The sequence below is a fragment of the Microvirga sp. RSM25 genome (genome assembly GCF_044784385.1).
GTDB lineage: Bacteria > Pseudomonadota > Alphaproteobacteria > Rhizobiales > Beijerinckiaceae > Microvirga > Microvirga tunisiensis.
In genome coordinates, this window is record NZ_CP173039.1 from 2,762,745 (window position 1) to 2,784,492 (window position 21,748).

General features: G+C 61.7%; 19 protein-coding genes and 1 pseudogene. 3 read left to right on the forward strand and 17 right to left on the reverse strand.

Annotated elements, in window-relative coordinates; genetic code table 11:
• Positions 1-3 precede the first annotated feature (3 nt).
• The 3 genes from ACD578_RS13195 to ACD578_RS13205 form a co-directional block, all read right to left on the reverse strand.
• Positions 4-231 (reverse strand): hypothetical protein, encoded by a 228-nt coding sequence (locus tag ACD578_RS13195; protein ID WP_404285598.1) that lies wholly within the window; start codon positions 229-231, stop codon positions 4-6.
• A gap of 100 nt (positions 232-331) precedes the next feature.
• On the reverse strand, positions 332-949 hold the full coding sequence (locus ACD578_RS13200) for a TRCF domain-containing protein (RefSeq protein ID WP_404285600.1): 618 nt from the start codon (positions 947-949) through the stop codon (positions 332-334).
• A gap of 41 nt (positions 950-990) precedes the next feature.
• Positions 991-3,669 (reverse strand): helicase-related protein, encoded by a 2,679-nt coding sequence (locus ACD578_RS13205; RefSeq protein ID WP_404285602.1) that lies wholly within the window; start codon positions 3,667-3,669, stop codon positions 991-993.
• 121 nt (positions 3,670-3,790) lie between these two features.
• Here ACD578_RS13205 and ACD578_RS13210 point away from each other — a divergent pair, with 121 nt between their 5' ends.
• Positions 3,791-5,176 (forward strand): murein L,D-transpeptidase, encoded by a 1,386-nt coding sequence (locus ACD578_RS13210; protein WP_404285604.1) that lies wholly within the window; start codon positions 3,791-3,793, stop codon positions 5,174-5,176.
• Positions 5,177-5,199: 23 nt separating this feature from the next.
• Here the strand turns inward: ACD578_RS13210 and ACD578_RS13215 are convergent, their stop codons facing one another.
• Entirely contained in the window at positions 5,200-5,574 is a 375-nt protein-coding gene (locus ACD578_RS13215; RefSeq protein WP_404285606.1) for a hypothetical protein, read from the reverse strand.
• Positions 5,575-6,221: 647 nt separating this feature from the next.
• Here ACD578_RS13215 and ACD578_RS13220 point away from each other — a divergent pair.
• Both ACD578_RS13220 and ACD578_RS13225 read left to right on the forward strand, forming a co-directional pair.
• The gene (locus tag ACD578_RS13220; protein WP_404285608.1) at positions 6,222-7,658 is read left to right on the forward strand and encodes a protein adenylyltransferase SelO; all 1,437 of its coding nucleotides are present in this window, start codon (positions 6,222-6,224) and stop codon (positions 7,656-7,658) included.
• 425 nt (positions 7,659-8,083) lie between these two features.
• Positions 8,084-8,674: a hypothetical protein gene (locus ACD578_RS13225; protein WP_404285610.1), complete on the forward strand. Its 591-nt coding sequence runs from the start codon at positions 8,084-8,086 to the stop codon at positions 8,672-8,674.
• Between the two features lie 118 nt (positions 8,675-8,792).
• Here ACD578_RS13225 and ACD578_RS13230 read toward each other — a convergent pair whose 3' ends face one another.
• The 13 genes and pseudogenes from ACD578_RS13230 to glgA all read right to left on the reverse strand — a co-directional run bounded on the left by ACD578_RS13230 (position 8,793) and on the right by glgA (position 21,693).
• Positions 8,793-9,362: a HupE/UreJ family protein gene (locus ACD578_RS13230; RefSeq protein ID WP_404285612.1), complete on the reverse strand. Its 570-nt coding sequence runs from the start codon at positions 9,360-9,362 to the stop codon at positions 8,793-8,795.
• Between the two features lie 15 nt (positions 9,363-9,377).
• Positions 9,378-10,001 (reverse strand): urease accessory protein UreG, encoded by a 624-nt coding sequence (ureG, locus tag ACD578_RS13235; protein WP_404285614.1) that lies wholly within the window; start codon positions 9,999-10,001, stop codon positions 9,378-9,380.
• Positions 9,998-10,698 (reverse strand): annotated as a pseudogene (locus tag ACD578_RS13240) (urease accessory protein UreF). Before ACD578_RS13240 ends, ureG begins: the two are co-directional and overlap by 4 nt.
• Positions 10,691-11,167, reverse strand: coding sequence for an urease accessory protein UreE (locus ACD578_RS13245; RefSeq protein ID WP_404285616.1), 477 nt, complete (start codon positions 11,165-11,167; stop codon positions 10,691-10,693). The pseudogene ACD578_RS13240 and the gene ACD578_RS13245 overlap by 8 nt, the downstream one beginning before the upstream one ends.
• 1 nt (position 11,168) lies before the next feature.
• Positions 11,169-12,896 (reverse strand): urease subunit alpha, encoded by a 1,728-nt coding sequence (ureC, locus tag ACD578_RS13250; protein ID WP_404285618.1) that lies wholly within the window; start codon positions 12,894-12,896, stop codon positions 11,169-11,171.
• Positions 12,896-13,516: an urease subunit gamma gene (locus ACD578_RS13255; RefSeq protein ID WP_404285620.1), complete on the reverse strand. Its 621-nt coding sequence runs from the start codon at positions 13,514-13,516 to the stop codon at positions 12,896-12,898. Before ACD578_RS13255 ends, ureC begins: the two co-directional genes overlap by 1 nt.
• Before the next feature lie 9 nt (positions 13,517-13,525).
• On the reverse strand, positions 13,526-14,239 hold the full coding sequence (locus ACD578_RS13260) for an urease accessory protein UreD (RefSeq protein ID WP_338105265.1): 714 nt from the start codon (positions 14,237-14,239) through the stop codon (positions 13,526-13,528).
• Positions 14,240-14,354: 115 nt separating this feature from the next.
• Complete coding sequence (urtE, locus tag ACD578_RS13265; protein WP_152708922.1) at positions 14,355-15,050, reverse strand: urea ABC transporter ATP-binding subunit UrtE; 696 nt, start codon at positions 15,048-15,050, stop codon at positions 14,355-14,357.
• A gap of 2 nt (positions 15,051-15,052) precedes the next feature.
• Positions 15,053-15,805, reverse strand: coding sequence for an urea ABC transporter ATP-binding protein UrtD (urtD, locus tag ACD578_RS13270; RefSeq protein WP_404285622.1), 753 nt, complete (start codon positions 15,803-15,805; stop codon positions 15,053-15,055).
• Between the two features lie 3 nt (positions 15,806-15,808).
• Positions 15,809-16,945: an urea ABC transporter permease subunit UrtC gene (gene urtC, locus ACD578_RS13275; RefSeq protein ID WP_404285624.1), complete on the reverse strand. Its 1,137-nt coding sequence runs from the start codon at positions 16,943-16,945 to the stop codon at positions 15,809-15,811.
• Positions 16,942-18,531, reverse strand: coding sequence for an urea ABC transporter permease subunit UrtB (urtB, locus tag ACD578_RS13280; protein WP_404285626.1), 1,590 nt, complete (start codon positions 18,529-18,531; stop codon positions 16,942-16,944). The genes urtC and urtB overlap by 4 nt, the downstream gene beginning before the upstream one ends.
• Before the next feature lie 66 nt (positions 18,532-18,597).
• Entirely contained in the window at positions 18,598-19,854 is a 1,257-nt protein-coding gene (gene urtA / locus ACD578_RS13285; RefSeq protein WP_404293833.1) for an urea ABC transporter substrate-binding protein, read from the reverse strand.
• 312 nt (positions 19,855-20,166) lie between these two features.
• On the reverse strand, positions 20,167-21,693 hold the full coding sequence (glgA, locus tag ACD578_RS13290) for a glycogen synthase GlgA (protein ID WP_404285628.1): 1,527 nt from the start codon (positions 21,691-21,693) through the stop codon (positions 20,167-20,169).
• Positions 21,694-21,748 lie beyond the last annotated feature (55 nt).

The following is a 21,748-nucleotide window of genomic DNA, read 5'->3' on the forward strand; positions in this document are numbered from 1 at the left end:
AATTCAACTATCAGCCCTGAGCTGTTCGACCACGCCCTGGCTCATGTAGGGATGGCCAGCCTCGTTGAGGGCTCGATCCAACGCTTCGATGGCCACAAGGATCTTCGTGAGCTCCTCCGCCATCTCGACAGAGGGGAGCGGTGCCTCGGAAATCTGCCGCGCCATCTCCCTGCGTCGCTTCACAAGGTTTTCGCGTGCAGCGTTCAGTTCCTTGATTTCCTCGGACGTCATAGGCTCCTCACGATCAAGACGATTTCAATATTAAGTCCGTTGGGCCAAATCCGTTCACGGGCCATTTTCTTCAGGCAAATCATGACTACTGCGCGGGTGATCACAGTTCGAGAGAGTCCAGCAATTCCAGAATCCGCTTTTGACGCTCCTCTGCCTGCTCACTGGATACCGAGAAGACAAGGCGCTCCTTGCTCCAGTGTAGCATTCCCTGAGAAGCGTCGATCTTCCTTTGCAGAGAGAGCTTCTCCGCTGAGCCGGGTCGAAATGTCAGGGCGATCGCTTGCGGCCCTGCATCGATGCGGGAAATTCCGAGACGTCGGCAGAGTTGCCGCAGGTTTGCGAGCCTCAGAAGATTTTGAACAGGCTCGGGTATGGACCCGAAGCGATCCTCGATTTCCGCCTCCAGCTCATCGATTGCGTCATATAAGTCGAAACGAGCCAGGCGGGCATAGAGATTAATCCTCATCTCGGGCTCATTCACATAGTCTTCCGGAATTGTGCCGGCCAGTCCGATATTGAGCTCAGGTGTCCAGTCATCGCCGAGGGTCTCGCCACGCAATGCATGTTTGAGCATATGCTGGTAGAGGTCGGTGCCGATCAGCTTGACGTGGCCGGTCTGCTCCTCGCCCAGGAGCGCACCTGCCCCGCGCTGATCGAGATCCTGCGCGCTGATGGCAAATCCTGCTCCAAGCCGGTCAAGGGCCGTCAAGGTCCGCAAGCGCTTTTCCGTCGCATTCGGAAGTTCCTGGCCGGGCTCCGTCAGCAGATAGACCGCACCCCTGATGCGCCCGCGCCGCGCCCGACGCGCCCGCGAAGTTGGTGCAGTTGCGATAGTCCGAAACGGTCGGCGCGCCAGACCAGCATGGTGTTGGCACGGGGAACGTCCAGACCGCTCTCGATGATGTTGGTGGCCAGAAGGACATCCCCCTCGCCGTCGGCAAAGCGCACCATCACATCGTCCGTCTCGGCAGGAGCCATCTGCCCGTGAGCAACCATGATTTCCAGTTCCGGAACGAGCTTTGCGAGCCGGTCACGCATCGGCTCGATGTCCTCGACACGGGAGCAGACGACGAAGCTTTGGCCCCGGCGGCGCCGCTCGCGCATGAGCGCATCGCGGATGCTTGCAGGATCGAAAGGCGTCAGGAACGTGCGGATCGGCTGCCGGCGCGCTGGAGGCGTCGCGATGATGCTCAATTCCTGCAGGCCGACCAATGCCGATTGCAGCGTCCGTGGGATCGGCGTGGCGGTCAGGGTCAGTACATGGCCCCCAGCGGCCAGGTTCCTGAGTCTGGCCTTATGCGCCGCACCAAACCGCTGCTCCTCGTCAATCACGACAAGTCCGAGATCCTTGAAGGTCACGCCTTTTGCGGCGAGTGCATGAGTGCCGATGACGATGCGGATCGTGCCATCGGCCAATCCCTTCTTCACGGATCGGGCCTCGGCCGGTGTCACGAGCCGGGAGAGATGCGCAATCTCGATGCCGAGACCGGCAAAACGTCTCTGGAAGCTTCGTACATGCTGGCGTGCCAGAACGGTCGTCGGAGCGACAACGGCCACTTGCTTGCCGGAGAGCGCAGCCGCCGCGGCTGCGCGCAGAGCGACCTCCGTCTTGCCGAAGCCGACATCGCCGCAGATCAGGCGGTCCATCGGTCGCCCCGATGAGAGATCCTCGAGAACATCCTCGATGGCACGAATCTGATCCGCTGTCTCAGAAAAAGGGAAGCGGGCGACGAAGCGTTCATACTCGCGACTCGGTGGGACAAGCGGCTCCAGCTTCACCGCCTTGCGGGCCTCGACCATGCCCATCAAGTGTTTGGCTGTTTCCTCGATTTCTGTTTCGATCCTCTCACGTCGGACCGACCATGCATCGCCTTTCAGCTTATCCAGGAAAATGGAGTCCGACATTGCACCATAGCGCCAGACACGGTCCATCTCGGTTGCGGGAATCAGGAGCGTCGTGCCGGCCGCATAACCGAGTCTGATGGCATCGCCCACGCCGGCATCGCCGGCGGCTATGGTCTCCATGCCCTCGAGCAACCCGATGCCGTGATCGATATGGACGATGGCGTCGCCGATCTGGAACCCAGTATCCGTGAAGTTTGAAGCGGCAGAACTCACCTCCTTCTCGACGCCAGCGCTGATGCGGCTACCCAGGACGTCGGTGGCAGTGATCAGCGCGATGCCATCGCGCTCATCAATGAAGCCCTTCTTGAGATCGGCCTGCAACGCAAACCATCCCCCGGATGGGCCGTCAACGACATCGCTCCAGCTATCAACATTGTCAGGGCGCCCGATGGATTGAACTCGGCGCTTGAGCCTGTTCAGATCCGATCGGGCTGCCGCTGCCAGAGCGATCTTTCGACCGGCACCCGACTGAGTGCGAAGAAAATCCGCAAGGGCCTTGGAAGGCCTCGAGGCGATCACGAAATTCGGCACCGCGCTGAGCGGAGAATCACCCTTCGATGCGGCATGAATGAAGGTAAGACGGCGCTTCGACAGGATGTCAGCCCACTCGTCGTCCTGGATGAAAAGTCGCTCAGGTGACACGGCAGATGCTTTGGGGCCGCCTTGCGTGCGCAAACTCGCCCGACTTCCATAGGCGTCTGCGACCTGCTCCATCACAAGCTGCCGCCTCTCCTCGGACTTTGTGTCCACAACGACTGCCGCATCCGGCCAGTAATCGAAGACGGTATCCAGATGCGTGCAGTATTCTGGCAATTGATGCTCCATTCCGTCGAACCGCTCGATGGATGCATCGCTGTCTCCGGCCTCTTGCAGGATGACCTCCGAAGCCGGTCCAATCAGGAGATGTTCAAACTCCGTTTCGCTCAATTGGGAGATCGGATCATAGGAACGAATGGCCGTGATGGTTTGCCCGTCGTGCTCGGCCCGATAGGGCAAGGGGCTGTCGGCGGGGAAGAGATCGATCACCTGCCCTCGGATAGCGGCCTCGCCGGGCTCATCCACTCTCTCATCGAGGATGTAGCCGGCATGATGGAGGTAGCGCCTCAGGGTATCCGGAGAGAACTCTTCGCCTGTCCGGAGGCTGAAGACGGCGTTCCTCGCGACGGCGCGGGGCGGCACGCGCTGAAGGATCGCTGCAGCACTCGTTACCAGGAGCCGCGGAGTCGTGCTTGCTCCGCTCATGCGCCGGAGAACCGCCATGCGTCGCCCCATAGCCTCCCGCGAGGGCGAAGCACTGTCGTATGGAAGACAATCCCATGGAGGCATGAGGTAAACGGTGAGTTCGGGGGCCAACCCCTTCAATGCCTGCGCCAACTGCTCAGCCCAGCGTTCCCCTCCTGCAACATAGATGATTCCTGCCGGCCCTGCCTCCTTCACCTGTTCGAGCAGCCGCACGGCATGGAGCCCCAAGGAAGACGGCAAGGTAAGATCGATCCGCCTGATATCCTGGGAGGGGGCAGGCTTGGCGCGCATGGGGAACTCGTGTGACGGGGCTCGGGACCGAGGACAACGTTCAGGCGCTGCCGCAGTTGCAAGCACTCGACCGGCAGCCCTTTTCAGCATTTTGTAAACCAACGTCGCTCATAATCCGGACATGACCTATGGGAATGCAAAACGTCTCTGCTTCGGATTGGCTCTGCTCTCATGCTCCTCCCTCGGGAGCAGTTCGGGCGCCTTCGCAGCCGCCGAGAATATTTCCTCAGCCACTCCGGCACAGACTTTGCCGAGCATTCCGGCGCCTCCGACCGGGGGAACGAACCTGCGACCGAAAGCAGCAGCCACGGCACCCATCAAGCCTGTCGAGAAGGCGGCACCCGTGCCTGTGGTTTCGATTTCACAGGATCCACGCCCTACTCTGGACGCGAGCACCTTCATCAACACGATGCGGGCGGCCTGGACCTATAAGCGCATCGCCGAGACGGGAGGATGGCCTAGCCTGCCCGCAGGCACGGTGCTGAAGACGGGCGACAAGGGCCCTCTCGTCGAAATCCTTCGGCAACGCCTTGCCTCGGAGGGCGATCTTTCTGCCGATCTCGGCACAGGCACGAGCTTCGATGCCGAACTGGCAAATGCCGTCAGGCGTTTCCAGGCTCGTCACGGCCTGCCGGAATCGGGCGCTGTGCGGGCGCGAACCCTGGAAGCGCTGAACGTCCCGGCACTCACGCGCCACCGCCAGCTCACGGCTTCCGCTCAACGGCTGGCCGGCTCCACGTTTTCTTTCGGCGAACGCTATGTGGTCGTCAACATTCCATCCACCGCCGTCGAAGCGGTCGAACGCGGACAGGTGGCTCGCCGCTTTGTCGCCATCGCCGGCAAGATGGATCGTCCCTCGCCCGTTGTCGAAACGCGCGTCACCGCCGTCAACCTCAACCCAACTTGGACGGTACCTGTCTCTTTGATCAAGAAGGACATCATTCCCCATGTCCGGAAGGATCCCGGTTATCTGGAGAAGATGAAGATCCGCATTCTCGATGCGAAGGGACAGGAGGTCGATCCAAAGACGCTCGACTGGTCAACGCAGAATGCGGTGAACTACACGCTGCGCCAGGATCCCGGAGCGATCAATTCGCTCGGACAAATCCGCATCGACATGCCGAACAAGCATGCCGTTTACATGCACGACACGCCCAAGAAGCAGCTCTTCGCGCAGGATGCGCGCTTTCATTCTTCGGGCTGCGTTCGCGTGGCCGATGTGGCCGATTTTGCCGAATGGCTGCTGCGCGGGACCAATGGGCAGGGCGGACCATGGACGAGAGAAGGGATCGATACAGCCATCGCCAGCGCGACACGTCAGGACATCCGTCTCGACAAGCCTGTTCCTGTCGCGTGGGTCTATCTGACAGGCTATGCGACGGCAGACGGCGCCGTGCATTTCCGCGATGATGTCTATGGACTCGACATGCCGAGGAGCGATCCTCTGCCGGAGCCTCAAGTCGTGGACGTACCTGCAACGGCGTCGATCAAGCCCAAGCGTCTCTAAGACGGTGCCGGATCAACAACGCGTTAAGGACTTTTCCTGCGCAGCAAGCGTCCGGAGGATGGAATGGCTGTGCGGGCCTTGCGCCATTCGAAAGCGGCGTCCTGGAACATGTCGATGGCAGCAACGGCCTGAGCCCGCAACGCGGCGATCGAAGCAGGGTCGCGTTGGGCAAAGCGGTCCGTTGCCTGGGCCAGTTGACGGCAGCGTTCTTCGACGATGCGCCGCGCTTCCCTCAGCCGGTAGTTCGGTTCATCACAAGTCGTCATCTCATCGCAAAAACGAAGCACGTCCCGGGTCAGGTTCTCGCCCGAATAAAGGCCCGAATAATGATCGATCATGCTGCGGACGAAGCCCAGAGAGTCACGGATCTCTTGCCGTATAATGGTCTCGCTGCTCATCGCACCCTTCCCACAAAAGGAACCGCATCCCGACCTGCATCGGGGATGATGTGGTATGAACCGAAGAGTTCTAAAAAGGTGTTAGCCCGGCTTTCCTGCCTGAGGATCCGCGGGGACCTTGGGCGGAATTGGAAGAGGAGTATCGTTGTTTTGCGTGACCGTCACACGCGACGACCAGACTCTTTCAAGGAGAGGACCTGCAACGATCCCAGCGACGAACGCGAACGCAGCCACGATCAGACCGACCCGGCCGCAAAGGCTCAGCACATCCTTGAATGCCATAAACCTTCCTCCCGTCTGCTTTGTTTGAGGAATCCTAGGGGACCTCTTGGTCGCAGCCAATAGACCAAAGCACAGATTGTCGAAGCGACGACGGGTCGACGCTTGAACAACGAGGCCGAAAGCAAGGAAAAGGCAGAGCTTTTCGTCGCCGTCCTGACAGTGCACTATTTTTTGGCAGGATCGCGTGGTGGCTCAGATTCATCTCATATCGTAATGTTGTATAGATTTATCCGTCGGCCGATCGTGTCCCTCGCCTCCGAACCGAAGCCTTTCAACGACCTCGCCGGGATCGGATTGGTCTATCCCGGCAACTCTGAACATTTCGGTTGCATTGGAATTGAACACGAGTTCACGGGAAATCGGACATGCCCTACTCCGCCGTTTATCGCGCCTCGGCGCAGCATCAGGAACTCGGTTTGGATTTCTATGATGTTGTCCGTCCGGCGGAATTCCCGCAACACATTCTCCGCTACCGCAACCAGCGCTGGGCCGAGCGTGTAGGCCTCGGGTCGCTCACCGATGAGGAGTGGATCGACCATCTCGGACGCTTCGCGCCACTTCCAGGCAGTTTCGAACAGCCCCTCGCGCTGCGCTACCATGGCCATCAATTCCGAACCTACAATCCGCATCTAGGAGATGGGCGGGGCTTTCTTTTTGCCCAACTCCATGATGTGCAGGATGGCAGGCTTCTCGACCTCGGTACGAAAGGCAGCGGACAAACACCGTGGTCTCGCCATGCGGATGGCCGCCTGACCCTCAAGGGCGGCGTGAGGGAGATTCTTGCGACGGAAATGCTCGAGGCGCTCGGCGTCGAAACGTCAAAATCTTTCAGCCTGATCGAAACGGGCGAGGAACTCGAGCGCGGCGACGAACCCTCCCCTACGCGCTCGTCGGTTCTGGTGCGCCTCAGCCATTCCCACATTCGCATCGGAACCTTCCAGCGGTTGCTCTACCTGGATGAGACCGCCAATCTCCGCAAACTTCTCGATTACACCATTCGAACCTACATGCCGGAGACCTGGCGCGATGATGAAGCGGATCGCGCTCCGGCATTTCTGGAAGAGGTGTGCCGACGTGTGGCCCGCATGGGCGCGCAATGGATGGCAGCTGGGTTCGTCCACGGCGTCCTCAACACCGACAACATCAACGTCACTGGAGAAAGCTTCGATTATGGTCCGTGGCGTTTCCTGCCCGTCTATGAGCCCGGCTTCACCGCTGCCTATTTCGACGAGACGGGTCTTTATGCCTTCGGCCGGCAGCCCGACACGCTTTTGTGGAATCTGTTTCGTCTTGCAGAATGCCTGCTTCCCTTAGCCCAGCAGAGCAGTCTCGAGCAGGCGCTCACAATATTCGAGCCCGCTCTTCACCGGGAATTCCCAAGTGCCATTCTGCGCCGCCTGGGTCTGCAATCGAGAGGGTTTGAGCAGGATGGTGCGCTGGCCAAAGCATTATGGACTTTTCTCCACGAGAGCAAAGCCCCGTTCGAGCAAACGTTCTTCGACTGGTATGGCGGACTTCTGAGTGTGCATCGTGCAGAGCAAAGCCCCTCTGCAAACTTCTATGCGCAACCGTCCTTCCAACCCGTCCGTGCGGCTCTCGGAACCTTCGATCCTGCGCCCCAGTTGCAGCTCGACCACCCCTATTTTGCAGGCCCAACACCCTGCACCATGCTGATCGACGAGGTCGAGGCGCTCTGGGCTCCCATTGCCGCTGAGGATGACTGGTCAAGCTTTCAAGCCAAGCTTGCAGAGATCCGCAGCATGGCTGAAGCCTATGGAGCAGAGAAGCTCATCCAATCCTGATGAAAGCATACTGCCAGGCACTGCTGCTCGGATCAGCCGCTCTGACTTAAAGCTTCAACAAAGTTCCCATACTTAGGGACAGATTTTTTTGCCTATATAACGGAACGTTATTCCTAGACCTGCGTCTTTTAGCCAAGCGAGCTGCCTCAACGTAGCTCATCATCCGAATTGGCTTTATGTAGGTGAACACCATGATGCGTTCATACGCTCTTGCTTTGTCCAGCGCTGCCCTCTTCCTCGCACTTGGAACGCCGTCCGATGCTCAGAGCGTCAGGACCGGCCAGCAATGTGTGCCTGCAGTCGCCGATGCCTCCATGTACCGCAACTGCCGACTTCACATTGTGCAAGGTCAGGAAACCTGTCGCTGTGCCATTCGGCCCCAAGCACTTCGCAGAACGGATCGTATTGGAGATCAGAGTGATGCCGTGACCGGCTCCATCGGCAACCGACCTGTCAACCTCCAAGGCTCTGAGAGCCCGGCCCTTGGCGCAGCCGGTGCCGTCAGCAGTGGAACCGCTACTGGCAACACCGGAACTGTCAGCGGCAGTGTGGGTGCGAGCCGCGGCGGAGCCGTCGCTGAAAGCGGCACCACGGCAACCGGCAGCACCGGCGGCTCTCGCAGCGCCGGCAACGCGGGCAGCGTTGGTGGGTCGGTTGATAATGGCAGCGGCGCCGGTGGGACTGCCGGAACGGGCAACACAGGCTCTAGCGGCAGTGTCGGCAATAGCCAAGGCAACAATGGCAGCGGCGCCGGTGGGACTGCAGGAACGGGCAACACAGGCTCAAGCGGCAATGTCGGCAATGGCCAGGACAACAATGGTTCCGGCCGTGGGAATGGCAATGCCGGCGGCCATGGCAACAACGGGCACGGGAATGACGACGACGGCAACGACGCGTCCAACCCCGGCGGCTCCAACAATGGCGACGGCACGGATCAGGATGGTCCTGCCGGGAACGGCGGCGGTAATGGCAACGGCAATGGCGGTGGCCATGGAAACGGCGGCGGGAAACGCTGACCGCGCCTGATCCCGATGCCGAAAGGTCCTTGGCTGCGTCCGTGGCCAAGGACTTTCATGATGCGGCAACCTGACCGGTATCGAGTCAAAAACGCTTCCGGAGCAACGGCCCTTGCGTCTAACCGATCAAGAGAACAACGCCCGCGACCGCGACGGCGGCACCTGCTAGACGACCGGCATATGCTTGACGAGCAGCGGCCGCTCCGAGCACGATGCCCAGTCCGTGCAGAACCGCGCTCGCCAGCGTGAAGCCGAGGCTGTAGAGCGCGGCACCGGCTCCGGCCGGGATTTCAGCACCGTGAGCATAACCGTGGAAGATGGCGAAGACTCCAACAAGCGTCATCGCCGCTCCGACAGGCCATGCCCGACCCAGCGATACAACTGCACCAAGGACGATAATTGAGGCAGCAATTCCGAACTCGACAGCCGGAATCTCAATACTGGCCAAGCCCATCATCCCGCCAACGAGCATCATCCCGACAAAGCTTGCGGGAACGGCCCAGAGAGCCCGTCCGCCAAGCAGAGACGCGAAGAGACCGACGCCGACCATGGCAAGCGTATGATCGAGGCCTGTCAGAGGGTGTGTGAAACCGGCCAGGAAACCTGAGAATGCAGGTTGCCCCGTGTGAGCCAGAGCCGGTGTCGTTGCCGCTATTAGCATCGTGGCAAGAGCCGAGCGTTTGAACATCCTGGAATCCCCCTTTTAGGCCGCGGACGACAGGCCACCGGCCTGTTCGATGAACTGGGCGATGGCATCGACCCCGACGCCGTCGCGGACATTGCTGAACACGTATGGACGCTGGCCGCGCATGCGCTTGGTGTCTTCTTCCATGACCGCGAGATCGGCACCGACATAGGGCGCCAGATCGATCTTGTTGACCACGAGAAGATCGGAACGCGTGATGCCAGGGCCCCCTTTTCGCGGGATCTTCTCTCCGCCGGCCACGTCGATCACGTAGATCGTCAGATCGGCGAGCTCGGGCGAAAACGTCGCCGCCAGATTGTCGCCGCCGGATTCCACCAGCACGATGTCGAGGGCCGGAAAGCGCTTGCGCATGGTGGCGATGGCCGCAAGGTTGATGGAGGCGTCCTCGCGGATCGCCGTGTGCGGACATCCGCCGGTCTCCACGCCCATGATGCGCTCGACCGGCAACGCGCCGGCAACCGTCAGGAGGCGCGCGTCCTCCTTGGTGTAGATGTCGTTGGTGATCGCGCAGATGTCGTAGCGCTCGCGGAACGTCTTGCAGAGTGCTTCCATCAGCGCTGTCTTGCCGGAGCCGACTGGTCCGCCGATGCCGACGCGTAGGGGTCCCGTGTGACAAGTCATGAGCGGAAAAGCCTCGTATACTGGTTTTCATGATGGAAGGAGCCGAGATCGGCCCTGAAGGTCGAGCCACCGATATCGTCGAGCGTGAGAGACATTCCCTGGTGTGCGATGTCCTGAGCCGTGCCGGCCAATGCGGCGGACACGCGGATGCCCGCCGTCTGCCCGATGGGTGCCAGACGGATCGCAGCGGACACGAGCGTCTGCACAAGTCCGAAGAGATAGGCTTGCGATGTAATCGGCAGCGGAACGCCATGCGCTGCCGCGGCCATGCCGATAGCAACAGGAAAGGCAACATCCCCTTCGAGGGGGGCAGATGCGGCGACGGCCAGGCGGCAAGGGTCGCGTCGAGGAAGCTGCGTCCCTGCTGGCTGGTTTCGAGATAGAGCTCGGCGGAGGGCGACAAGGCGAGAGCGAGTTCGTTGACGGTTTCAAGGTCACTGCGATGACCCTGCTCAACGGCCCGGTAGGCGTGGCTCAGAAGAATGGCATCGTTGCGGCCGAGGCCGAGAGTGAGCAGATCGGTCAGCCATGCAACGAGGGTCGTTTCATCGCTGACATCGCCAGCCTCCACCGCCCATTCCAGGGCATGTGAATAGGCATAGCACCCGACAGGATAGGACGGCGAAAGCCAGGCGAAGAGCGGCAGGATTACCGAGTCTTGTCCCAAACCCTGCGCGTTCACGGAGGCGTCATCCATGATCATGTCCGTGGTGAGAGTGCCCGCCATGCTCGTGGTGATGATAGGCGCCGCGGACCGGACGGAAGGGACGCTCGACTATCTCGACCTTGGCGCCGAGCCCGAGCAACATGTCGACCAGCACATGATCGTACGCGATATAGATCGCCTCGCGCGTGATTTCCGCCGGCACGTGCCGGTTGCCGATATGCCAGGCGAGGGTCAGGAGCTCGAGCGGATCCTCCGTCTTGATCTCCACGAGCTTCTCCGGCGCAGCCCTCACTTCGACGAGCCAGCCGCTCTCCAGCCGGATGGCATCGCCATCCTCCAGCACGTCGGCCTTCTCGAGATCGAGCAGGAAGGAAGTGCCGCCATCGGCATTGAGCATGATGCGGCGGCGGTGTCGGTCGCCGTGATCGAGGGTGATGACGTCGACGATGCGGTCCTGCTCGACGGCTTCACGACGGATGATGGATGTGGCGCGGATCATGTCAGAACAGGAAGTAGCGTTGAGCCATGGGAAGGACCGTGGCGGGTTCGCAGACAAGCAGCTCACCGTCGGCACGAACGTCGTAGGTTTCGGGATCGACCTCGATCAGGGGTGTCGCATCGTTGTGCACCATGTCCTTCTTGCCGATTCCGCCGCGGACGTTCTCGACGGCAACAAGCCGCTTCTGGACACCGAGCTTCGCCGCCAACCCATTCTCCACCGCAGCCTTCGATACGAAGGTGAGTGAGGTCGTGGCGAGAGCCCGCCCGTAGGCGCCGAACATCGGCCGGTAATGCACCGGCTGCGGCGTCGGGATCGAGGCATTCGGATCGCCCATCAGGGCCGCCGCGATGGCGCCGCCCTTGAGCACGAGATCGGGCTTCACGCCAAAGAATGCCGGAGTCCAGACCACGAGATCGGCGAGCTTACCGACCTCGACCGAGCCGATATGCCTGGACACGCCGTGGGCGATGGCCGGATTGATCGTGTATTTCGCCACATAGCGACGGACACGGAAGTTGTCGTTGTCGCCAGTCTCGCCGGGAAGCGCGCCGCGCTGAACCTTCATCTTGTGAGCCGTCTGCCACGTGCGGATGATGACCTCGCCGACACGGCCCATGGCCTGGCTGTCGGAAGACATCATCGAGAGCGCGCCGATATCGTGCAGGATATCCTCGGCCGCAATGGTCTCCTTGCGGATGCGACTCTCGGCAAATGCGAGATCCTCCGGAATCGAGGGCGAGAGGTGGTGGCAGACCATGAGCATGTCGAGATGCTCGTCGATGGTGTTCACCGTATAGGGGCGCGTCGGGTTGGTGGAAGAGGGCAGCACATTGGGCAGGCCCGCCACCTTGATGATGTCCGGCGCATGCCCGCCGCCCGCTCCTTCCGTGTGGAAAGCGTGAATCGTACGGCCCTTGAAGGCTGCAATCGTATCCTCGACGAAACCGGACTCGTTAAGCGTGTCGGTGTGGATCATCACCTGCACGTCATAGGCGTCGGCGACGGAAAGGCAGCAGTCGATGGCCGCCGGTGTCGTGCCCCAATCCTCATGCAGCTTCAGCGCGCAGGCACCAGCCTGGATCATCTCTTCCAAAGCACCCGGCTTGGAGGCATTGCCCTTGCCGGTGAAGGCTAGATTCATCGGGAATGCGTCGGCCGCTTCGATCATGCGGGCGATGTGCCACGGTCCCGGCGTGCAGGTGGTGGCGAAGGTGCCGGTCGCCGGGCCCGTCCCACCGCCCAGCATCGTGGTGATGCCAGACATGAGCGCCTCCTCGATCTGCTGCGGGCAGATGAAGTGGATATGCGAGTCGAAGCCGCCGGCCGTGATGATCTTGCCCTCGCCTGCGATGATCTCCGTGCCCGGCCCGATGATGATGTCGACATTGGGCTGCACATCCGGATTGCCGGCCTTGCCGACGGCGACGATCAGCCCGCCTTTGATGCCGATGTCGGCCTTCACGATGCCCCAATGGTCGAGGATCACCGCATTGGTGATGACGGTGTCGACCGCGCCCTCGGCCCGGGTCGTCTGCGCCTGACCCATGCCGTCGCGGATGACCTTTCCGCCGCCGAACTTCACCTCCTCGCCATAGGTGGTGAAGTCCTTCTCCACCTCGATCACGAGAGCCGTATCGGCGAGACGAACGCGGTCGCCTTTCGTCGGGCCGAACATGTCGGCATAGCCGGAACGCGGGAGGGAAGCGGGCTTTCTTGCATTCGACATCACAGCGCTCCCATCACGCCTTGGCGGAACCCATAGACCTCGCGCCTGCCGGAAAGCGGAACGAGCACCACTTCGCGCGTGGAGCCGGGCTCGAAACGCACTGCCGTGCCGGGCGCGATGTCGAGCCGCATGCCACGAGCCTTCTCGCGGTCGAAGGACAAAGCCGGATTGGTCTCGAAGAAATGGTAGTGACTGCCGACCTGGATCGGACGGTCGCCCGTGTTGGCGACGGTCAGCACAATGCGCTCGGCGCCCTCGTTGAAAATGATCTCGCCCTCCTGCGCCATCACTTCGCCGGGCACGTCCTTGGATGCCGCGCCGCGGATCGGATGATGGACGGTGACGAGCTTGGTGCCATCGGGAAAGGTCGCCTCCACCTGCACATCGTGGATCATCTCGGCGATGCCTTCCATGACCTGATCGGCGGTAATGACATGCGCGCCCGCCTCCATCAGCTCTGCGACGGAGCGTCCGTCGCGCGCGCCTTCCACGACCGTATCGGTGATGAGGGCGATGGCTTCCGGATGATTGAGCTTCACGCCACGCTCCAGACGCCGGCGGGCGACCATGGCGGCCATGGCGATCAGAAGCTTGTCTTTTTCACGGGGAGTGAGTTGCATGGTTCGACCCTAGCTGAGCCAGACACGAGGCAGGGGCTCGCCACGAAAGGCGAGAAGAAACGGAACGGCAGCTTTGCGTAAAGACTCGATAGTCATGGCGCAGAAGCGCACGGCGAGAAGTCCGTTCCAGGCACTGGCTGCAGCATCGCAGCCATTGACGGTGGGAATGCACTCGCGCACCGCTTCGAGGCGAGCTTCGGCATCCGGCGACACATGGATGAATGTGGCGAGGACCCGGGCACCCTTCCCGACGCTGGGCTTCCGGAGGAGATCGGCAATCGATCCATCGAGCCGCAGCGTATCGGCATAGACGAGGCGCCCTCCACGCCGGATGCGCCAGCAATCCTCGAACAATCCCTCTGCGATGTTCTCGGCGCGAGCTTCCCGCCCGAACACGACGGCCTCGAACACGGTCAGGCTCGCATCGTCAGGCATCTCGGCAGCGAGATTTCGGCGCAGGCGTGACCTGTCGAACAAAATGGTTTCCTGAGGCAGCCAGTCGAGCCGTGTGCCGGCCTCCAGCCTGAGATCAACCGCCAGCTCCGCAACCGGTCCGTCCGAGCGATAAACCTTCTCGGCCGCAGGTGTCGCAACCGTTACAGCGGCGCCGGATCGCACCTCGATCCCGACTGAGAAGCGATCGCCGCACGCAATGCCCCCCGCCGTATTGACGAGAACGGCATCGAGCCCGCTCCCCTCGCCTTTCGGGAGCCTGATCCGCATGGATCCGCTCTCTTCGATCTGCATGGGCCGGGTACGTCCGCTCAAGCCCGCTGCGCTGAACGCAACACGACCGACGGCACGCTGACGCTGTGGAGACACGGACTGGGAGACACCATCAAATGGCCAAGCGCTGACGTACATCATCTCCCTCAAGCGCAGAGCGGTCGCCATGCTGCACGATCTCGCCGCGCTCCATCACCACGAACCGATCGGCCAAGTCGCGGGCGAAGTCGAAATATTGCTCGACCAGGAGGATGGCCATATCCTTTCGTTCGCGCAAGTAGGTAATCGCCCGTCCGATATCCTTGATGATGGAAGGCTGGATGCCTTCCGTCGGCTCGTCGAGCACGAGCAGGCGCGGACGGGTGACCAGCGCCCGCCCGATGGCCAATTGCTGCTGCTGCCCGCCGGAAAGATCGCCGCCGCGCCGGCCGAGCATGGATTTCAGTACAGGGAACAACTCGAAGACCTCATCGGGAATTTTCTTGTCGCCACGCTTCAGAGGGGCAAAGCCCGTCTCGAGGTTTTCCTTGACGGTGAGGAGGGGAAAGATCTCGCGGCCTTGCGGGACATAGGCGATTCCGAGCGCCGCCCGCTCGAAGGGCTTCAGGCGCGCGATGTCACGGCCCTCGAAGTGGATGCTCCCGCCCGCGATCGGCCGGTGCCCGGCGATGGCGCGCAGCAATGACGTCTTGCCAACGCCGTTCCGGCCGAGCACGCAGGTGACCTCGCCGGTCGAAGCAGTGACGGATATACCGCGCAGCGCCTGTGCGGCGCCGTAATACAGAGAGAGATTGTCGACCGAAAGCATCGTCATCGCCCCAGATAAACCTCGACCACGCGCTCGTTCGCACTCACCGCATCGAGCGTTCCCTCGGCGAGCACCGTGCCTTCATGAAGGCATGTGACCTTCACATCGAGATCGCGCACGAAGGTCATGTCATGCTCCACCACGACGACGGCCTGCGTCTTCGCGATGTCGCGCAGGAGATCGGCCGTGTCGGCAGTCTCCTGGTCCGTCATGCCTGCGGCAGGCTCATCGATCAGCAGGAGCTTGGGTTGCTGCGCCAGCAGCATGCCGATCTCGAGCCACTGCTTCTGACCGTGTGAGAGTTCCCCCGCCTTGCGGTGGCGATGCGCCGTCAGGCGCACCCGCTCCAGAAGCGCCTCGATCCGCTCACGCTCCCGAGCCGTGCGCCGCGACAGAAGCGTCGCGAAGGGAGAGCGGTTTTCCTTGAGGGCGAGGAGAATGTTGTCTTCGACGCTGTGCATCTCGAACACGGTCGGCGTCTGGAACTTGCGGCCGATCCCGAGTTCGGCGATCGCAGCTTCGTCGAGCGCCGTCAGATCGTGAGAGCCCTCGAAGAGCGCCGTGCCTTCGTTCGGGCGGGTCTTGCCGGTAATGACATCCATCATCGTGGTCTTGCCCGCCCCGTTAGGGCCGATGATGGCGCGCATCTCCGCATGATCGACCGCAAGCGACAGTGAATTCAAGGCCCGGAAGCCATCGAAGGACACGGAGACGTTGTCGAGGTAGAGAAGCGTCGGGGTAACGGGTGCGGTCATGACTTACTCCGCCGCCTGTGAGACCGGTTCGGACATGGGCCGGGACTTCAGCCGCTGCCCGGCATGCGCCCAGAGATCCTTGGCCGCGCCGAGGATGCCGCGGGGCATCAGGAGCGTGACGAAGACGAAGAGGCCGCCGAGCGCGAAGAGCCAGAATTCCGGCAGCATCCCGGTGAACCAGGTCTTGCCCGCATTGACCAGAAGCGCGCCGAGAATGGGGCCTGCCAGCGTTCCGCGACCGCCGACCGCCACCCAGATGACCACCTCGATGGAGTTGGCCGGTGCGAACTCGCTCGGGTTGATGATGCCGACCTGCGGGACGTAGAGTGCGCCTGCGACGCCGGCCAGCATGGCCGAGAGCGTGAAGACGGCAAGCTTGTAGTGCTCGACACGATAGCCGAGGAAACGCGTGCGGCTCTCCGCGTCGCGCACCGCCACGAGCACCTTGCCGAACTTGGAACTCACCACCCAGCGGCAGAGCAAGTAGCCCCCGGCAAGCGCCGCGACCGACAGGACGAACAGGACGATCCGCGTCGAGGCGGCCTGGATCGGGAAGCCCAGGATCTCCTTGAAGTCGGTCAATCCGTTATTGCCGCCGAAGCCCATGTCATTGCGGAAGAAGGCGAGCATCAGGGCGAATGTCATCGCCTGCGTGATGATGGAGAGGTAGACGCCCGTCACCCGCGAGCGGAAGGCGAACCAGCCGAAGACGAAAGCGAGGATGGCCGGCACAAGCAGCACCATGAGGGCTGCGAACGGGAACCAGTCGAAACCGTGCCAGAACCAGGGCAACTCCTTCCAGTTCAGGAACACCATGAAGTCGGGAAGGATCGGATCGGCGTAGACGCCGCGCGGCCCGACCTGGCGCATGAGATACATGCCCATGGCATAGCCGCCGAGCGCGAAGAAGGCGCCGTGTCCCAGAGAAAGAATGCCGCAGAAGCCCCAGATCAGATCGACCGAGAGCGCGAGCAGCGCGAAGGAGATATATTTGCCGAGCAGCGGCACAAGGTGATCCGACAGGTGGATCGGAGATCCCGGGTCTACCGCCACGTTCAGGACGGGCACCAGAATGGCGGTCGTCCCCAGCAGAAGGAGTACGATGATGCTCTGACGATCGAGCACGGATTGCGTCTTCATGCTTCGACCGCCCTGCCTTTGAGCGCGAAGAGACCGCGCGGACGCCTTTGGATGAACAGAATGATCGCGACGAGCAGCACGATCTTGCCGAGCACCGCGCCCGCATAGGGCTCGAGCAGCTTGTTGGCGACGCCGAGCGTCATGGCGCCCACCAGCGTACCCCAGAGATTGCCGACGCCGCCGAACACCACCACCATGAAGCTGTCGATGATGTATCCCTGCCCGAGATTGGGGCTGACATTGTCGATCTGCGAGAGCGCCACGCCGGCGATCCCGGCCACCCCCGACCCGAGCCCGAAGGCCAGCGCGTCGATCCGGTTCGTCCGGATGCCCATGGAGCCCGCCATGCGCCGGTTCTGCGTGACGGCGCGGACATAGAGGCCCAGCGACGTGTACCGCAGCACGAGAAGCAGGGTCGTGAAGACCGCAAAGGCGAAGACGACGATGGCGATGCGGTTATAGGTGAGGCTCAATCCGCCGAGCTCCAGCGCTCCGCTCATCCAGGCCGGCGTGCCGACCTCGCGATTGGTCGGGCCGAAGATCGTGCGCACGCCCTGCTGCAGGATGAGGGATATGCCCCAGGTGGCGAGAAGCGTCTCGAGCGGCCGCCCGTAGAGGAAGCGGATGACCGTGCGCTCGATCAGGATGCCGATCAGGCCCGCCACGAGGAACGCGAGCGGCAGCGCGATGAACAGGGAGGCGCCGAAGAGACCGGGTGCATGGGTGCGGATCAATTCCTGCACCAGGAAGGTCGTATAGGCCCCGATCATGACCATCTCGCCATGGGCCATGTTGATGACCCCCATGGTGCCGAAGGTGATCGACAGGCCGATGGCCGCCAGCAGCAGGACGGACCCGAGAGAGATCCCGTACCAGACGTTCTGAACGGCACTCCAGAGCGCCAGTCGCGAGCGAATGCCCTCGGCTGCTTTGGCGGCGGCGTCGGACACGTCGGCCGACGTTCCGGGCGGCAGCGAAGAGAGAAGCGCCAGAGCATCCTGATCGCCGCGGACATGCAGGTTTTCGATGGCTGCCAGCTTCTGCGACGATGAGGCATCCGGTGTGCTCAAAACGATCGCGGCACGAGCGCTCTCGAGAGCATTCCGCAAGCCGGTGTCGCTCTCCTGCGCGATGGCCTTCTCGAGTGCCGGAAGAGCTGCCGCATCGCGCGAGCGGAAAACCGCCCGGGCCGCATCGAGACGGATCGCGGCATCGGGGCTGAGCAAGGTCATGCTGCCGAGAGCCGCCTCGATGGCACGCCGGACACGGTTGTTCACCCGTACTGGCTTGGCGCCGGCGGGAGGCTCGATTGCCTGTCCGGTTGCCGCATCCACGAACTTGCCCGCAGGATCACGGATATAGACCTGCCCCGCAGCGATCATCAGTCGTCCGTCGCGCAGAGCTTCGACGAGGTTCAATGACTGCTCATTCCCACTGCCAGCTACGGCCCCGATGGCGGCCTCGGTGTCGGCATAGCTGTCAGCCGCGAACTTGGGCAGAGCGTCCTCATAAGGTCCCGCCACAGCGGGAGATGCTAGGCCGATCAGCAGAACGAAGGCCTTCAGAATGCTGCGCAAGCTGGTCATGCCATCAACTTTGAACAGAGGAGAAAGCGAGGACGGCCTTCACAGCCGTCCTCGAGCGTCAGGCGATCAGGCGCCGCACTTCTTCGTGACGGTGTTGTAGTTGCCGCACTTGAGATCCTTCCAGTCGGCGATCAGGTCCTTGGAACCGTCGAGGAACTTGGACCAGGCATCGCCCGGAACGAGCGCGTCGGTCTGCGACACGGTCTCGAACTGCCCGTCGTCCTTGATCTCGCCGATGAGAACCGGCTTGGTGATGTGGTGGTTCGGGAGCATCTTGGAGACGCCACCCGTCAGGTTCGGAACCTCGACGCCGACGATGGCATCGATCACCTTGTCCGGATCCGTGGTCCCGGCCTTCTCGACCGCCTTCACCCACATGTTGAAGCCGATCACGTGAGCTTCCATGGGATCGTTGGTCACGCGCTTGTCGTTCTTGGTGAAGGTCTTCCACTTCTCGATGAAAGCCTTGTTGTCGGGCGTGTCGACAGACTGAAAGTAGTTCCAGGCGGCCAGGTGTCCGACGAGAGGCTTCGTGTCGATACCCGCAAGCTCTTCCTCGCCGACGGAGAAGGCCACGACCGGAATGTCCGTTGCCTTCACGCCCTGGTTAGCGAGTTCCTTGTAGAACGGCACGTTGGCATCGCCGTTGATGGTGGAGACCACGGCCGTCTTCTTGCCGGCCGAGCCGAACTTCTTGATGTCCGCCACGATGGTCTGCCAATCGGAATGACCGAACGGCGTGTAGTTGATCATGATGTCCTCGGCCTTCACGCCCTTGGACTTCAGGTAAGCTTCGAGAATCTTGTTGGTCGTACGCGGATAGACGTAGTCGGTGCCGGCCAGAACCCAACGCTCGACCTTCTCTTCCTTGGCGAGATAATCGACGGCCGGGATGGCCTGCTGGTTCGGAGCAGCGCCCGTGTAGAACACGTTGCGCTCGCTCTCTTCACCCTCATACTGCACCGGATAGAAGAGAACGCTGTTGAGCTCCTTGAACACCGGCAGCACGGACTTGCGGGACACCGAAGTCCAGCACCCGAATACGGCCGAGACCTTGTTCTGACTGATCAGCTCGCGCGCCTTCTCGGCAAAGAGAGGCCAGTTGGAAGCTGGATCGACGACGACCGCTTCAAGCTTCTTGCCGAGCAGACCACCCTTCTTGTTCTGCTCCTCGATGAGCATCAGCATGACATCCTTCAGCGTCGTCTCGCTGATCGCCATCGTGCCGGACAAGGAGTGCAGAACACCGACCTTGATCGTCTCCTGCGCTTGCGCCGTTCCCATCACGGCGCCGGAAACCAGCGCGGCGGAGGCCAGCGCCATCAGGTGTCTGCGGGTCATATTCAACATCGACATGGATCCTCTCCCTTGGCTGCCCTGTTTCAGGTGCAGCGTCGGGTCATTACGCAAGAACCATGCCAAGCCCGGTCTTTCATTCTGCCTTAGAGCGACAAGCGTTCCCGACGACCAGTGGCAGGAACAGGGCCAGCGAACATTTGCCTTAAAAAGCAGCACAGGCCCAAGAATAGGGCTGCAACAATATGACCCTGGCGACTAACTTTCGACCTTTGTGGACGAAAAATGGGCTGAACCTGCGTTCAGCCCATTCTCGAAGTCATCACAGCGCAAGAAATGTCACGCGAGCGCCGTCTGGCACGCCCGCTGATAGACTTCCTGATATCGGGACGCGGATCGATCCCATCCGTGTGGCCGCTGCATCGCCGCTCGGCGCATGGCCGTGAGACGGGGACGTGAGCGGAACGTATCGAGGCCCCTCTTGATGGCATCCTTGAAGCGGTTGAGCGAAGGCTCGCCGAACAAGAAACCGTTGACGCCGTCCTCGATAGTGTCGGCAAGGCCGCCCGTCTTGTGCGCAATCGGCAAAGAACCGAATCTCTGCGCATACATCTGGCTCAGGCCGCAGGGCTCGAAGCGCGAAGGCATAAGCAGGAAGTCGCTGCCCGCATACATGCGTCGCGCGTCTCCTTCGTCATAACCGATCTTCACGCCGACGGAACCTGGATGACGATAGGCCAGCGCCTGAAGTTCGTTCTCGAAGCGGGGCTCGCCCTGGCCGATGACGGCAATCTGTCCACCCTGCGAGACGATGGTTTCCGCCGCCGAGATGGCAAGGTCGACACCCTTCTGATGCACAAGGCGAGACACCACGGCGAAAAGCGGTCCGTTCGATAGGGCGAGTCCGAAATTCTTGCGCACGTTATTGGCGTTGGCGCGCTTGCCCCGGCAGTTCTCCGCAGAGAACGGACTTACCAGATACGGATCCGTGCTCGGATCCCAGCTCTCGTCGATGCCATTGATGATGCCGTCCAACCGGCCCTGTTCCGCACAGGTCCGAAGCAACCCATCGAGGCCGCAGCCGAACTCCGGCCGGGTGATCTCATGGGCATAGGTGGAGCTGACCGTCGTGATGTGGGACGAGTAATAGATGCCCGCCTTCAGGAACGAGAGCTTGCCATAGAACTCGACGCCATTGATCTGGAAGGCGGCATCGGGAATCCCGAGATGGGACAGCCGGCTGCGATCGAAGTTTCCTTGGTAGGCAAGGTTGTGAATGGTCAGGATCGTCGGGATATGCTGCCCGCGCCATGCGAGATAAGCCGATGCCAGCCCCGACGGCCAATCGTTGAGATGCAAGAGATCGGCGCGCCAGAGATGATCACCGTTGCCGCAGGCGATGTCGGCGGCGGCAAGGCCGAGGCGCGCGAAGCGGATGTCGTTGTCGCTCCAATCCACGCCGAAGCCGTCGACATAAGGCGAGCCGTCGCGATCATAGAGTTCAGGGCAGAGCAGGACGTAAACCGTCAAGCCGTCCTGCGTCGTGCCACGCCCCAAGCCGCAGGCGGGAATCCCGAAGGAGGCCGGCAGGCGCGCGATTTCCTCCACCGGTCCGATCTGCGAGAGAACCTGGCGATAGCCCGGGATCAGAATGCGCACGTCGTAATGGTGACGGAGCGCACGCGGGAGCGCAGCGGAAACTTCACCAAGCCCCCCGGCCTTGATGTAATCGGCGATCTCGGAGGTGACGAAAAGGATGGATTGACGTCGTTTGACGGAAATGGACGGCTGGGCACTAGCCTGCAATTCGGCGTGCGCCACCGTCGGGAAAGCCACATTGGCTTCCAGTTGAATTGATTCCAGCATGTTCGCTCAGCGGCGCGATCCCCAGCAATCCCCAGCGACAGCCCGCGCCATAGGC

Excerpts from the sequence above, each read along its gene's own strand:
- ACD578_RS13195 (WP_404285598.1), bottom strand. The coding sequence starts at position 231 with ATGACGTCCGAGGAAATCAAGGAACTGAACGCTGCACGCGAAAACCTT.
- ACD578_RS13205 (WP_404285602.1), bottom strand. The coding sequence starts at position 3,669 with ATGCGCGCCAAGCCTGCCCCCTCCCAGGATATCAGGCGGATCGATCTT.
- ACD578_RS13210 (WP_404285604.1), top strand. The coding sequence starts at position 3,791 with ATGACCTATGGGAATGCAAAACGTCTCTGCTTCGGATTGGCTCTGCTC.
- ACD578_RS13215 (WP_404285606.1), bottom strand. The coding sequence starts at position 5,574 with ATGAGCAGCGAGACCATTATACGGCAAGAGATCCGTGACTCTCTGGGC.
- ACD578_RS13220 (WP_404285608.1), top strand. The coding sequence starts at position 6,222 with ATGCCCTACTCCGCCGTTTATCGCGCCTCGGCGCAGCATCAGGAACTC.
- ACD578_RS13230 (WP_404285612.1), bottom strand. The coding sequence starts at position 9,362 with ATGTTCAAACGCTCGGCTCTTGCCACGATGCTAATAGCGGCAACGACA.
- ureG (WP_404285614.1), bottom strand. The coding sequence starts at position 10,001 with ATGACTTGTCACACGGGACCCCTACGCGTCGGCATCGGCGGACCAGTC.
- ACD578_RS13245 (WP_404285616.1), bottom strand. The coding sequence starts at position 11,167 with ATGATCCGCGCCACATCCATCATCCGTCGTGAAGCCGTCGAGCAGGAC.
- ureC (WP_404285618.1), bottom strand. The coding sequence starts at position 12,896 with ATGTCGAATGCAAGAAAGCCCGCTTCCCTCCCGCGTTCCGGCTATGCC.
- ACD578_RS13255 (WP_404285620.1), bottom strand. The coding sequence starts at position 13,516 with ATGCAACTCACTCCCCGTGAAAAAGACAAGCTTCTGATCGCCATGGCC.
- ACD578_RS13260 (WP_338105265.1), bottom strand. The coding sequence starts at position 14,239 with ATGCGGATCAGGCTCCCGAAAGGCGAGGGGAGCGGGCTCGATGCCGTT.
- urtE (WP_152708922.1), bottom strand. The coding sequence starts at position 15,050 with ATGCTTTCGGTCGACAATCTCTCTCTGTATTACGGCGCCGCACAGGCG.
- urtD (WP_404285622.1), bottom strand. The coding sequence starts at position 15,805 with ATGACCGCACCCGTTACCCCGACGCTTCTCTACCTCGACAACGTCTCC.
- urtC (WP_404285624.1), bottom strand. The coding sequence starts at position 16,945 with ATGAAGACGCAATCCGTGCTCGATCGTCAGAGCATCATCGTACTCCTT.
- urtB (WP_404285626.1), bottom strand. The coding sequence starts at position 18,531 with ATGACCAGCTTGCGCAGCATTCTGAAGGCCTTCGTTCTGCTGATCGGC.
- urtA (WP_404293833.1), bottom strand. The coding sequence starts at position 19,854 with ATGGCGCTGGCCTCCGCCGCGCTGGTTTCCGGCGCCGTGATGGGAACG.
- glgA (WP_404285628.1), bottom strand. The coding sequence starts at position 21,693 with ATGCTGGAATCAATTCAACTGGAAGCCAATGTGGCTTTCCCGACGGTG.